This window comes from Acinetobacter lwoffii (assembly GCF_049367455.1).
Classification (GTDB): domain Bacteria; phylum Pseudomonadota; class Gammaproteobacteria; order Pseudomonadales; family Moraxellaceae; genus Acinetobacter; species Acinetobacter lwoffii_W.
Window position 1 is genome coordinate 1 of sequence record NZ_JBMPXW010000009.1, and the last position, 14,129, is coordinate 14,129.

Sequence of the window (14,129 nt, forward strand, 5' to 3'; positions counted from 1 at the left end):
CTTTTTTATTGCCTATTGCATTTCTTTAGTGCTGATCCATATAGCTTTGAGTGAGCTTCTTACGCTCGTAATTCTCTTTGAGCTGTATGCCAATACCAATAATTATTATAGGTAAAATGGCTAGGGCAAAAAGAATGCAGATCGAATCAAAAATTGGCCTGGGCATATGAGCGCATTATTGCGGATTCGCATTGGTTAATTCCTCCAGTGTTGGTGGTTTTGTGGCGACTGGTTCATTTGCTGGTGCTTCAGGTGACACTTCTGGTACTTCAGGTGATACTTCTGGTGTTGAATTTGGTTCTTGTTGTGGATCTAACTTGTCTTCATAAGACTCTTGTGGAAGGCTATTGCTTGCAACAAAGTTATCTAGAATATCCTGAGCCTTATATGCCTTATTGCATTCGTCATTTGAGGCGTACATTTCTTTTTGTACGCTATCGTCTAAATACTTTTCTCGGCCATCACTAACATCATCGCTGTAATAACCAGCTTTCTTAGCAGAATCTATATAAATGGAATAACAAATATTTAAAACATTACTACGCTCGTAATCATGTTTGTAATACCAGTCAATACTACGTTCCTTTGCATCAGTTTTCGTATCTTCAAGGTATTGATCTAAGCGTTTCTCTTGTGGCGTAGACGAACACCCGATGATTAACAATGAGGTGCTTAAAACTATAAGTTTTTTAATCATGGTTTTAGCTTAAAACAAACGATACCTTTATAGTACAACATTAATTCGTTAAATAATATTTTTGGAATTTTAATTTGTGACGGTTAAACAGTGCATTTTCAAACAATTAAGCCATTTTTTCCCATAATTTTAGATAAATATTGTTGTCTTTTTTCGCGTAGATTATTGAAAACAGGAAGTAATTTAACCACTTGAAATGTTCATCCAACTAAAGATTAAGAAATAAGCCCTTAAAAGTGTTTGTTTATCAACCCTTAAACCTATTTAAACATTTTAAAATTGTATATACTTAAACCATTACTAGATTAACTTCAGTAATTATTACTAAAGAAAGTTAAAAATTGGATGAATTTTAATGAGTAGTTTGTTCATAGTAGAGTCACCCGGAAAGGTCGAAAAAATTCAACATATCTTGGATGACCTGTATCCGCACGAATTCGTTGTACGCGCTTCAGTTGGCCATGTATGTGATTTACCTAATCATGAGATCGGTTTCTCATATCCAGCCTTTGTTCCTAAATACGAAATATCTCAAAATAAAACACGCGTTGTTCAAGAATTAAGACAGGCTGCTAAAAATGCAGATACGGTTTTCCTCGCAACTGACTTGGACCGTGAAGGTGAAGCCATTGCATATCACTTAAAACGTATCCTGAACTTATCTGACGATCAGTATATTCGCGTCAAATATAACGCTATTGATAAAACTACGATCGCTAATGCACTTCAAAATGGTGAAGAGCTGGATCAAGGTATGGTGGCATCTCAAGAAACACGCCGTTTCCTTGACCGTATGATCGGTTTTTACTTGTATGAGCCAATTTCAAATATTTTAAAAGGCAAATTTCCTGTTGGCCGTGTTCAATCTGCCGTACTCGTTGTGCTTGGTGATTTAGAAGATCTACTGAAAAACTTCAAATCACATGAACATTACAACCTTGAAGTAACTCTAAAACAAGGTTGGGCTGCGAAATGGGATTTTTCTAAGTGGCTTAATCCTGAAATGAAGGATGTGCACAATAACCAGTGGTTAGATAAAGCTTCAATTACCCGTCTACAAAGCGAAATTGATAAAAAAGACTTAACCATTACCAGTGTTGAAACTAAGCCATCTTTCCGTAGTGCTCCAGCGCCGTTTATTACTGTTGATCTGCAAGCTGCAGCTGCAGCGCGTCTTGGTTTGGATCTAAAACAAACTATGGATGCAGCGCAAAAGTTATATGAAGGTGGTTATATCACTTACCATCGTACTGATGCTGCCGTAATTTCGCCTGAGGGCATGCAAGCTCTAGAAGCTTTTGGTGAGAGAGAGGGCATTGCGATTATCGGCAATAAAGCCAAATCTCGCGATGGTGCTCAAGAAGCACATGAATGTATTCGTCCTAGTGACTTCTTTACCTTTGAAGCTGGTGAGGACAAAGTTCAAAAGGATCTATACCGTCTAATCTGGTTGCGTACTGTTGCATCGCAAATGGCTCCAGCTGAATACGAAGTTAAATCCGTTGTAGGTGTCTATAAAGATGTCACGCTCAATGTAGATGGTGAAAGCATTACTAAAGATGCTGAATTCAAAGCTTCTAGCCGTATCTTAAAGGAAGATGGTTGGTTGGGTTTATTAAAGACCTACAGTATTGATGAAAATGCACTTGAATACGTGGACGGTGAAGAAGATTCAGAAAAAGAACCTGAACATACGCTACCTATGGATATTGAGGTCGGTCAAAACCACAATGTTATTGCTGGTAAAGTTATCGCGACCAAAACCAAACCACGTTCACGCTACACCGTACCATCATTGGTCAAATTACTTGAGAAAAAAGGAATTGGTCGTCCTAGTACTTATCAATCAATCTTTGAACGTTTAATCAAGCACGGCTATATCAAGCTTGTTAAAAAGAAAATTGAAGTTACACCGCATGGATTGACCTTGATTCAAAACATTAGAGGTAAGTTTAGTTTTGCAGATCCGCTTTACACCAAAGAAATTGAAGAAACACTGGATCTAATCGCTACTGGTGATGCCGATTACAAACAAGAACTCCAAAAGTTCCATTTAGGGATTGAAAGTGAATTAGGACAGTTCTCAAAACATTGGCTTGATTCATTCCCTATCTACAAATGTAATAACTGTGATGACGGACGCATGTTGCCGAAAATCGGTACCAATCGCGACAAAACAACATCGGTCTACTGGTCATGTAATTCATGCAAAAGTTCAGCGCCAAACAGAAATGTTGATGGTAAAGATGAACCGGGTAAGCCAACTGTACGTGAGCCAACTGCTCATTTATGTTTATGTGGCAAATCACTGACTCAGGTTACAACTGATAAATCTGTATTTTTTGAGTGCTCTCAACGTGCGTTCGTAGATGGCACCTGTAAAGAAACATACCGTTCTACAAATGACGAAAGCGGTAACTTGGTTCCTGATTTTGACGAATATCGCCGTAACCATACATACAAATGTCAGCTTGAAGGGTGTGGCGGTTGGTTGCGTGAGTTAAAAGGTATTTCAACTTCTTCAGGTAAGCCGTATCACTTCTTTTCTTGTGAAAAATCCAATCCAAACCTGAAAGGCAAAAAATGTAAGTCGGGTCCATTAGAGGTGTTCCCTGATGGTAGTCCTAACTACGAGCCAAGATTCCAAGTGACCAAAACAGAGTATCCATGTATCTGTAAAAAGCCTCTTGTACATACCAAGTACCGCAAAGAACCTGGTGTTTACGAAGAGCGATACAGTTGTGAAGCTGCATCATGTAAACGTTATTTCGACATATTGCCAGATGGATCACCAGATACCCAACTTACAAAATCTCGCACTGGCAACGAAGCCAAGTGTTTTGAGTGTGGCCAGACCATGATTCAGTCTGCATTTAATTTACGTGGTGAACGTAAGTATAAATGGGATTGCTTTAGCTGTGGTGCAAGTGGATACGACAACAACGGTGAGCCAGTTCAACGTGGCAAAAAGAAAGCCAAGTCTAAATCGACCTCTACAAAAGCTAAATCAAGTAAATAATTGAATAGGTGAATAAATGAGTAATCACGAACCAGATGATATGGACAACATCGGGAAGGAAGCTGAAGAAGCGATCAAAATCCAACCCGATGATGAACATGTAAGTGAGCCTGAACAGCCAGCCAAGACAGCAAAGAAGGGCAAAAAAGTAAACATTGATGAAAACTTTTTTGCTAAGCATAAAAAGCTAATCTTGATTGGCGGTGGTGTTCTTTTCTTTTTGTTATTTGCTGTGGTTATTTTTGGCAATCAAAACATCGAAGTTGAACGTCCACAACAAAGCGATGTTGAACTTGAAGCTCGACTGCAGAGTGAAGTTGCAAGACGAGTAAAAGAAGAAAGTATGAAATTGGCTGCTCAGCGCAATAAAATTATCGACCGTATTAGTCGTAACTTTGACTGTAACGCACCACAAGTATTCTGTCATGCACAAGATACGTCAGAACCGTATTCAACTGTCGTTTCTAGTTTGCAGAACTTCCAATTTCAGCCAGATACGCCGTATGAAGTTTACATTGAAGTCTACCCCTTGAAAGTGGATGCCCAAAACCCACAAACAAGTCAGCGTAAAGGAAGTGTTTGTAGCGCGAACAACGTGCACCTTTTCTTATGCCAAAAAATCGTAATGAAAAATCCTGCGCTTATGGCCAATCAGATCCGCGAACTATATGCGCTACTAACGCCGTCTATGACTTATCGCTTGCAGATCAGCAGTCGTCCAATTACGCCAAGTGACATCGATCTGACATTGATTACTACCGAACTGGACAAAATGAATGCCGATTCTGCAACTGCTAGTGAACCTGAATTGGAGTGTGTACCGCCAGATCCTAAAAAAGATCCTGTTGCGTACAACTTATACGAAACAGGGGGCATGTCTTGTCAAGACATCATGAAGGACTTAGCTGCACGTAAGACAACTGCTCCAGCTGGTCAACCTGGTCAAGCTCAACAAAGTGGTGGTGAACAACCACAACATCCTGATGCATTTGGTACGCCAGTAGCAACACATTAAACATACTAATAAGAAACGGATTGATTTTGGTTAATCCGCTATTAATTGGCTTTTGGTTGAGAATACTAATTTAAGCATCTGTTTATCAAATAGATCTTAAAAAAATGAAACAATAAAATGCAGATTTATTCTGCATTTTTTAATTTTCACATTACAATAGTTTAAATTCGCAACTTTTAAGCAACCGGGTACGCTATGAACAACCCAACCAAAATTCAAGATCTGCAAGTGGCAGATTTGCCGTCCACGTTTAAGCTGAAGAAAAAACATAAAGAAGAAGTTTTTCTGAAGTACAAAGAGTTGAATGAGGCACTATTCAAAGTAGGGTACATTCCAGTGACGTTCTCAGACTTTGTGCATGCACTTATAGAAACTGGCGTAAAGGGATTTTCTGTCGAAGAATATGTCAACGCTCAATTAAACTCTTAATTTTAGAACTCTAATTATTTTTTTGATGTCAAAAAAAATGGACCACATTCGTAATCCATTCCTTTATTTTCTTTAACGATTAACTTTCTATTTTGGTACCACACTGAGGGCAAAACAGCATATTGTCCTGAAGTGGTTCACCACATTTCACACAAAACATATTCTTTTTCGGTTTGATGATCACTGGTACTTGATCTGATAGATCCTGACTGTGTGTTTCAGGGTTATTCATCAATCCAAGATGTGTACCATGTGTTCTTGGTGAGTTTTTATTGATTGCGCTATTCATCTGGTTCATAGATGACATGCGGTTAATATCTACTTCAGACGTTGGGGCAACCACAATGCTTTGGCTTTTGGCAAAGTCGGCTAAATGCTCTTTCAGTACAACAGCATCATCAGTACAAGCAGTCATGCTCAAGATCGCACGGTTTTGATATTTACCGAAGGTCGTTGTGCTAATTTCAGCGTACCAGACACGTAACGTCATGGTTTCAACATTGATGACTTCTTTTTGTGATTTCACGCTGTCGTCAAGGTAACGGCCAAAGTTCATTTGAGACAATTGATAGCTACCTTTAGCCTCAACCCATATTAGTTTTGATACAAAGTCAAAACGGCTCCATAGGTAATTACCGTGCTCAAAACAAAACTTCCCTAAGATCCACATCGATACACCAAAGAAACCATAAGTGAAGTCGCTAAAATCCAGATAGCTTCCGTTATATAGACCTTTGGCAAAAATAGTCATTAATACGACTGAAGCAATAAAACTTAACAATCCAAAACTATTGAGGATGGCTAACCAGCGATACTTTTCTTCTTTGAAGCATGAGCTCAATGTCATATCACGAAGGGTATTGATTGGCACTGGTTGAGTTTCTTCTAAGATCTCACCCTCAAAAGCACCGTTTTTACTGCGAGAGTTGATAACTGGCAACTGGCGTGAATAGATTCTGTTAGGAATAGCACTTTCCCAATTCTTTTGTAGATGGCGTTCAAGTTCATCAAACAATTGCATTGGTTGGCAATTCATACTCAAACTATCCTGAACGACTCCAGCACTGGCTTGTGGTGGCTGTTTTACCATTTGAGCAATCACGGCCAAGAAGAATATCGCAATCGCAATCAGCGCTGCAATTAACGTAAAAATTGCTTTATCCATGCTTGGCAACCAAATAGGTGCAACTGCATGTTGGGTAAGGATAGGAACCAATACAGGTCCAAGAATGGCGACTAAAACCAAACCAATGACTTTAGATAAACCAATTTCTTGTGCACCTGAGTTCGGATTAGCCATAGGACGCAATAAAACAATCAAAATAATGGCGTTGTAAACAATCCCAAGCCAAGCACCTGTATTGGGTGATGCACCCACATACGCGATTAGAGCACTCACTAAGGTAATCAGAAAAACAATCGCATTTTGAAATTGAGCTTCTGCAGCGTTACGGATGAATAATGGCGAAAAAATAAGATTAGGGAACAGTGAATATAGAATCCCGTTCACTGAGCCTTTTGGTTCTTCATAAATCAAAGCGCTTTGGCGTAGGATCTCTTTAATATCGGTTGCACCAGGATAAGCACCAGTTTCTTGAATGGATAACTCCTGTGCAAGTCCGGCTGGTTGATCACGACCAAAGTAGAACTTTAGGTTTGATAAGCCTGTGGTCAGCAGTAGAGCGCCATAACTGAACATTGCTAGACCAACTATAAGCGGTGGTAGTGCAACAAATACACCGTTACTGAATAGACCTTTTGCACTGAAAATTAAGCTTAGGCCAGCCAGCATAAAAACGATGGCACCGATCACTTTAAAAATGTTTTCTATTCGGTAGGGATTAGGGAATTCAAACCGCTTATCTTGCGAGTTATATTCATATGCCATTTTTAATACTCCTTAACGCATTTATCTAATTACGTTTTAACTGGTTAATTATAACTAAGTCGTGGGGTATAAAGTTTTTTTAGTTAAAATGAATCACTGTTTTAGTTAAGTTTTAATAAGGGAATTTAAAAAGTATTTTAAAGGCGCATTAAAAAAGGGGATAACGAATCCCCTTTAAAGATGTACCAAGCTTATGTGCTGTTATTTGTTTTGATCTGCTTGTTTTTGAGCATCTGCAGCTGCAGCGTTCAGCATAGAAGACATATCATTTTGCTCGTCCTCTTTTGGTGGATTTTGTTCTGCAGTTTTTTGATGTGCATCAAAATCGTGGCCCTCAACTTTTGAAGGTTTTTCATTATCGACATAAGCTTCACGCGCTGCTTGTAGGTCTGCAGATGGATCTACTTTGTCAATTTGTTCATCTGGTTGAATAGGTTTTGATTGAGATGTTGATTCTTCTTTTTTACTACAACCAACTAAAACCAAACCTACAGATAATAAGCCAGTTAATAATAGAGTTTTGAATGACATTTAATCGCCTCCAGCGAAACATAAGCAAAGGTATAGTCACATATACTTATAATGTATATACCAAAATTTAACTAAAACTAGTCCGTTGTATAACGTGACCTTTATAAAAACGGTTTAAGTATATACCAATTGCAAATTTTCTTGTTATCGGCTGAAAGCTAATAGAATAGGGTATCGCTTAACGACACTATATAATGGCAAAAAAAAACCACCTTTTACGGTGGTTTCACTAGTTTTAAAGATTAAATCTCTTTAAGGTCTAGATTTTGTTCGCAATAACTACGTACAGCTTCTTTATCTGAAGGATCTAAACCCTTTTCAATCATTTCTTCACGTAACCATTTAATTACTTGACCGCGACCAGCCCAACGTAAGCTGTTGTTTTCACGGTGAACCCATTCATGCGTAAGCTTACGTTTTTGACGTCTTACAGGCTCAACTTTTGTGGTATCAATGTGGTTGTTTTTTAGATATTCACTAAGTGTATGGATGTCCACAACACCATCGGCAGTAATTTTTTCTGAAATGATTGCATTAATGGCACTAACAGCATCGTGAAAAGCTTTATTTTCTTTAACGACTAGTTGTTGTTGAAGTTCTTCAATATAATTCTGAAGTTCAACAGGTGACATTTGAGCAACATTTTCTGGTTTTGATACATTTAACATGTCATTAGTTCCAGTATTGCGAGTTAAGTTGTTCATGATTAAACCTTTAGAAATATATTTGAAAATTAATTCAAAATATCTCTTACGACAAAACCATTTTTACACATTTACATTATTAAAATCAATTAGAGTTAATCGTATTTATACCTAAATATACCTTGAAATGGTTTTTCTTATAACTTTTATGTCTGGAATTTCCTTAAACCTAATGACAGGAATGCCAGCACTCTTCAAAAGCTCGTCACGCCTTTTATCTTTATCCTGGGTATATTTATGATAATGCCCATCAAGCTCAATAGATAATATAGGATTGTAGTCTTCATCAACAATCAAATAGTCCACGTAAAGCCTAGAAAACTGATTTCGGGTACTTATGTTTTGCGTGGTCATAAAAGCACTCATGCTTACTTGCACCAAAATGTTGCGTGATGGAATGACCTGTTCTAGTGCATCAAGCATTGTAATCTCGTCTTTTGTAAGGACTTTTTTAGATACAAGCTCCTGATTCTTTTGAGGCTTACGATAGCCTTTTTTTGAATTCTTTTTGGCTTTAGTTTTAGGTTTGCGAAATACGCCACATAAAGCAAAAACGAACTTATACACTATATAAAACAATAATGAATAAATTATAGACTTTAACAAAAAGGAATTTAAAATCGTTTCCATAAACCTAATACACAACAAATTTTAAAGGGTGCTTAAACTTCTTAAACATATTAGATAGTTTTAACGGTGATTGATACGAATTAACTAAAAATGTTTAAGGACTATTAGTGATGCAATGTTAAAAATAGTATAATCTTGTAAAGACAGCTTAGAAGCAGTTTTAAAAGTAAAACTGGTTCTCACAAATAACACCGACTATTTCACTGGAAAAGTTTAAAATGGTATTTAATAAACGTACTTTAGCTTTACTGATTGGTACAATCTCGCTATCAGCACACCTCTATGCCAACAACACAACCGTTAAAGTCTCACAAACTCCAATTGTATCATCTTCACCAATTCCCTTAGTTAAAGCGAATGCAATTGAACAATATTATATCAATGTTAAACATCGCTTTAATGGTGCGGAATTTGAACAACCGCCTCGTAAAATTAAGAGCATTAAACTTAACTTGAATGTTATTAATAACGGGGAAGTGGTTTTAACGGCGCACGAAGCTGATAAATCCAAGCTGGAAGACTATTTACAGCAAAACCCTAAAAACTCGGAACTATTGGCCAGTTACGTTGCTCGTATGATCAATTACAACCACGGCTATACGGTTCCTGAAAACAAGGGTAAATACAGCAAGTATGCAAGTACGACTGTATATGAAGCTCTTCTTGATGAATTGAACTATAACTTCGCAACTACGCCAGTAGGATCAGTAGATAGCTATGCAAGCCAACAACAGCTTGAATCTGCTTATCTATACATCCTTTCTCGTTTAGATCCACAAGAAAAAGCGGTGTTTTGGCAATTTGTGAACACATACAAAGTAGGGGATAAGATTGAGATCCCTGAAGGTACTGTTATAGCAGATGTCTTGAACACTTATAAAATCCAATTGAATTTTAAAGCGCCTTAATCACTAAACAAGTAAGGAATATTTTCGAGTAGCTGAAAAGGAAAGTCATTTCAAATATCAGGTTATGTAGGGAAAAAAATTACTGTTTGTGGTTCTGGTGTTTTATCCAATCATAAAGGAAAGTTTCAAATTAAAATTGCCGACCTACGTTCTTTGACTTTTAGATAGATGTTATTCAGGTTGGGATTCCGTAATTATTAAGCCTTTTCCTTTTTGCATTAAAAAAGCCTACATTGTAGGCTTTTAGCTTTTTTAGATCTGTATTACTGAATTAAGTCGTCAACGGCTTCACCAAGGTAGGTTGGATCGTATTGCTTATACAAATAGTTTTCCAGAATTGGTAAATCTGGTGCTAAAACCATTCGCGTAATTTTAGGACGATCTTCTTCAAGGTTAAGCTTCACATGTACGGCGAAGAAATCAATGTTGTTCGTGATGAAGTCATATTCTTTACGACCAGCACTTTTGAGTTGATCAACCATACGCGAAAAGAAGCGGTTATTCGTAATAGAGCAATTCAAGAACTCTAACGCATCTTTTTCAGTAACATTAATTTCAATAATGTTATTGAGGAAGGCTAGCTCTGGTTTAATTAAGTTGCCGTTACGGTCTGCAGTTAGACATTTTGTAGAAAAGGTACCAATACCAGCCATACGACCATCATATTTCACAAAACCGTGCTCTTCAGATGCAACTAAGTTTGACGCATGAACGTATAGAGTAGGGTGGTGCTTTGTATTCCACTCTAAATCAATAACGTCAGTTTCATTTTCTACATAGAGAGTTTGTAAAAGGGATCTATTGAGGTTGGTATAGAGGACTTGATCAAGCTCTAATACTTTGCGGCGATATAGCTCAGCGAAGGCAATACCGTACTGAGATAAGATATTACATGTTGTATTGAAGCTATTGCAGTAAATCGCACGGTTATCGTTACCGCCGTCTCGATCCTCACTGACCACAATTACATGGTTCCCTAAAACACCATTGATTTTATAAACCACAATTGAGCCTAATGCGAAGTTTTGGGTAAGTAGTTCTTCACCCTCAAATCGTACTGCCGTGCAGTTTTTAATATTTTCTGCGCTTAAAGGATAATTACCCGGTGTGATGGACCACAATGTTGAGACTGGTACAAATAGAGGCTCAATAGAACTACTTAAGTCAACTCGACCAATCGTGATGATGCTTGTGCCGTTAAAACTATCGCCCTTGTGTTCTGCAACGGCTGATGTTCCGATCGTACCTGGTATTTGTGCGTTCTCTGAAGCGCTATTATTTGGTACAACTGATTCTGTCATGAAACAACTCACTAAAAGTTTTATCTTTGTTTAAAAATACCACATGATAAATAGTATTAAAACTTATACCACTATTATAAGATGATCTTTAAGATTCATAAAGGTATATTTATGCTAAACCATAAAACCCAAGTTTGTTTTTTTAATAACCTGATTGGACGTTTTTATAAAAACCATTTGATCATAGATGTTAAACCTTTAAACCTAGATTTTATTTTAGATGTTATTGAATTCCCGACATCAATTGAAGGTTTCAAAAAAGCACCTAAAGTATCAAAAATTAAAATACCTTTTACGCAACTTGCTCAGGATCTTCAGCCACAAAATTACCTAGATTTAGTCCAATCTGATGCCAAAAATCTGTATCTGCAGATTGGGCAAGAAAGACGTTATATTCACGGCGAACAAACTAATTTTTCATATGCTACATCGGTGTTTCAGCAGATCGGTGATGATGAAGTGCTCCAGCTTGAGGCTTTGAACTATGCACTGAAGCTCCAAAGCATTACTAATGGTATTCAGCAACATACAACAGCGATTGAGACATATATCGAGCTAAAGCCTTTACGATATGCGTTTAGCTTAGATACGTTCATAAGTGCAACTGCAGATCTAGATCAACCTTTCGATACTCGTGAAGCGCTTTCTGGCCATATCGTTAACCATTGGGAAAAATGGGTTAAAGCAAACAATATCACCAGTGAAAGTTCTTATGATGCGGTGCTAATAAATACCGATAAATTAATACTGGTTCGAGTCGGTATTCACTCATTCTCAGTGAAGATTACAGACCTTGAAGTGGCTGACGGCGTTATCTATGCTTCTCTTTGTGATTTAGAGCTCTTACAGGTGCTTCTACCAACGTTCTTTGATGGTATACCTTGCCGTATTACTGCATATGCCGATATGAACATTCAATATGCTGTATCGCAATATAAGACTTGGCTATCAAGTCAAAACCTGAAGAAGATCCAGTACGTTCGCAAACAAGGTATTGAGAAGTACTTGCGTAAAAAATTAGAAGATGAAAGTGACTTAATCGGTAACGCGCAACTTGCCAAAACCTTAATGAATACCAGCTATACAGAACAAACAGTCTCGTTTTTTTCTGACGCTTGGGGATTATCGTACGCAAACCATTTTGAGAAGAAAATTCGTCATGCTTTTGATCTGGTCATACAGGCTTTGGATCATGAAGGGATCTCATTAGAGCAGCTGCAGTTCATCAATAGCCTAACAAAAGGGGCAATTGAGAATGCTATTAACGAGATGCTGAACAAGACTGGTTCGCCGTTAAACGTGGTACCAACACTCACTCAAGAATTACTGTTAATTTGCGATGAATTCAATGCCAAAAAACTCAACATATCAAGTGAGCTCTTGGATGCAATCACTCAGTTTGCAGAACAATATGCAGTATCACCACTGTTGGCCATTAAGCGTGATAGCGCCGTGTATTTGCTGTATGAACCATTAGATGCCGATAATCAGTTAATTGATTATGAGTGGTTTTGTACTGCGGTATATACCAAAAATCAGTTTGTGCCTGAAGCCGATGAACAACATAAAACAAATGTAGCGGATCTTCTTAAATCGGTTGAAGTACTGCATGTATTCAAGCCGAATATCCTGTCGTGGACCAATGGCAAGGTATTTGAAACGCCAGAAGAAAAGAAAAATGCTTTTATGTTATGTCTCACACCTGAAGCATTTGAAAATCAAATAGAATTCTTACGCACTAAGAACGCAATACCAGGATATTTTAAAAACCTGATTACATCCTTAGGTGGTTTAAGTACAGTGGCCACGGAACAAGATAAATACGGTGTATTTTTGATTGAGTCGATCGCTAAAAATTCGACTGGTTTTGCATATCAAGGACAACTCTTTCCTATCGATCAAAATGCCCAAATTGACTTAGATCAATGCTCAAATTTAACGCTTAATTCTAAACTACTACCAAAAAACTACCTGACCTTTAAAAGACTAATGAGATTAAGCGATAGTTTAACGAATGGCGTTAAATAGGTTTAAGGAATATTATTATTTTTACTTTAAGTTTAAATAGTGGTTTTTTAAATGCACAAAAATAAAGTATTATACTTTCAAACATAAAACCCTTTTAAAGTTATACAGAGAATACTGAATGAAACTATTAAAAACTGCGATGGTGGGTATCCTTGGTACTGTAATAGCACATACTGCTTTTGCTTATGATGATGTACCAACCCCAAATCCAAACTTTAAAGAAGCTTACGTGGGGCTTTTAACGCCATCTAAAAACTTTAATGTTGTTGCTGGTGGCCTTACACCTGAAATCAGCGAATATAAACTGTCTGATAGCTATTTTGAGAACAATTCAAATCAACGATACAAAGCGACAGCTCACCTTTATCAACAGATGAATACTCGACAACGAGCGATGTATTTATTAGTTCAGCACACAGCTTACTTAAACGATATTTTCTACCCTCAACGTAACCCTTTAGTTAATCCAAACGTATCAGACGAACAATTGAATGTTGAACCAGCACTTAATAAACTGCAGTCCTTACGTACTGACAAAGATATTGTCGAAAATGTTGTAGATCGTGAAACTATGCTTCAGGTATTAAAAGCACATTACGATTATTATATGCGCGATCAATTTACAGTACGTTTTTACGGTAAAAACCAAAACACATTTACTTATGGAATTGATAACTATTCTGGTTTAAAAATACGTTCGGTGGAAGGAAACTTACGCATTGTTGATCGCAAAACAGGTACATTGTTAGGTGACTCAATGGTTAAGTTAAACCACTGGATACCAGCTACCCGTACCAAAGAGCGCCGCACTATTGATATACCGTCTTCCATGCCAGAATGGAAAGACGTTGAAATTAAAGATCTTGCAATTAAATTCCAACCAACTGCAATAACAACCATGCAAGGTAAACGCATTGATATTAATAAAATCTATGCGTACAACACTGAAAAATTCAATTTCTAATGCATTAAGCGGTCT

Annotated in this window: 12 protein-coding genes; 6 read left to right on the forward strand and 6 right to left on the reverse strand. The window is 37.4% G+C overall.

The window, feature by feature from the left end:
- Positions 1-175 precede the first annotated feature (175 nt).
- Positions 176-697 carry a hypothetical protein gene (locus tag ACO1B7_RS15765; protein WP_005028478.1) on the reverse strand — a complete coding sequence of 174 codons (522 nt, stop codon included), beginning with the start codon at positions 695-697 and terminating at the stop codon, positions 176-178.
- A gap of 355 nt (positions 698-1,052) precedes the next feature.
- On the opposite strand from ACO1B7_RS15765, the gene ACO1B7_RS15770 reads away from it, so the two are divergent.
- The 3 genes from ACO1B7_RS15770 to ACO1B7_RS15780 all read left to right on the forward strand — a co-directional run bounded on the left by ACO1B7_RS15770 (position 1,053) and on the right by ACO1B7_RS15780 (position 5,160).
- Positions 1,053-3,716 carry a type IA DNA topoisomerase gene (locus tag ACO1B7_RS15770; RefSeq protein ID WP_148728177.1) on the forward strand — a complete coding sequence of 888 codons (2,664 nt, stop codon included), beginning with the start codon at positions 1,053-1,055 and terminating at the stop codon, positions 3,714-3,716.
- 16 nt (positions 3,717-3,732) lie between these two features.
- On the forward strand, positions 3,733-4,731 hold the full coding sequence (locus ACO1B7_RS15775) for a hypothetical protein (protein WP_148728178.1): 999 nt from the start codon (positions 3,733-3,735) through the stop codon (positions 4,729-4,731).
- Positions 4,732-4,926: 195 nt separating this feature from the next.
- Positions 4,927-5,160 (forward strand): hypothetical protein, encoded by a 234-nt coding sequence (locus ACO1B7_RS15780; RefSeq protein WP_005028471.1) that lies wholly within the window; start codon positions 4,927-4,929, stop codon positions 5,158-5,160.
- Positions 5,161-5,239: 79 nt separating this feature from the next.
- Here ACO1B7_RS15780 and ACO1B7_RS15785 read toward each other — a convergent pair whose 3' ends face one another.
- The 4 genes from ACO1B7_RS15785 to ACO1B7_RS15800 form a co-directional block, all read right to left on the reverse strand.
- Entirely contained in the window at positions 5,240-7,048 is a 1,809-nt protein-coding gene (locus tag ACO1B7_RS15785) for a zinc ribbon domain-containing protein (protein WP_148728179.1), read from the reverse strand.
- 201 nt (positions 7,049-7,249) lie between these two features.
- On the reverse strand, positions 7,250-7,579 hold the full coding sequence (locus tag ACO1B7_RS15790) for a hypothetical protein (RefSeq protein ID WP_005006208.1): 330 nt from the start codon (positions 7,577-7,579) through the stop codon (positions 7,250-7,252).
- Between the two features lie 242 nt (positions 7,580-7,821).
- Positions 7,822-8,283 (reverse strand): H-NS histone family protein, encoded by a 462-nt coding sequence (locus ACO1B7_RS15795; protein WP_038350047.1) that lies wholly within the window; start codon positions 8,281-8,283, stop codon positions 7,822-7,824.
- Between the two features lie 111 nt (positions 8,284-8,394).
- On the reverse strand, positions 8,395-8,913 hold the full coding sequence (locus ACO1B7_RS15800; RefSeq protein WP_125274761.1) for a DUF2726 domain-containing protein: 519 nt from the start codon (positions 8,911-8,913) through the stop codon (positions 8,395-8,397).
- A gap of 218 nt (positions 8,914-9,131) precedes the next feature.
- On the opposite strand from ACO1B7_RS15800, the gene ACO1B7_RS15805 reads away from it, so the two are divergent.
- A complete protein-coding gene (locus ACO1B7_RS15805) occupies positions 9,132-9,821 on the forward strand; it encodes a hypothetical protein (protein ID WP_148728180.1) in 690 nt (229 codons plus the stop codon).
- 263 nt (positions 9,822-10,084) lie between these two features.
- On the opposite strand, the gene ACO1B7_RS15810 is transcribed toward ACO1B7_RS15805, so the two are convergent.
- Entirely contained in the window at positions 10,085-11,122 is a 1,038-nt protein-coding gene (locus ACO1B7_RS15810; RefSeq protein WP_038350020.1) for a hypothetical protein, read from the reverse strand.
- 111 nt (positions 11,123-11,233) lie between these two features.
- Here ACO1B7_RS15810 and ACO1B7_RS15815 point away from each other — a divergent pair, with 111 nt between their 5' ends.
- Together ACO1B7_RS15815 and ACO1B7_RS15820 are read left to right on the forward strand one after the other, a co-directional pair.
- A complete protein-coding gene (locus ACO1B7_RS15815; protein ID WP_227555096.1) occupies positions 11,234-13,150 on the forward strand; it encodes a hypothetical protein in 1,917 nt (638 codons plus the stop codon).
- A gap of 118 nt (positions 13,151-13,268) precedes the next feature.
- The gene (locus tag ACO1B7_RS15820) at positions 13,269-14,114 is read left to right on the forward strand and encodes a hypothetical protein (RefSeq protein ID WP_120364886.1); all 846 of its coding nucleotides are present in this window, start codon (positions 13,269-13,271) and stop codon (positions 14,112-14,114) included.
- Positions 14,115-14,129 lie beyond the last annotated feature (15 nt).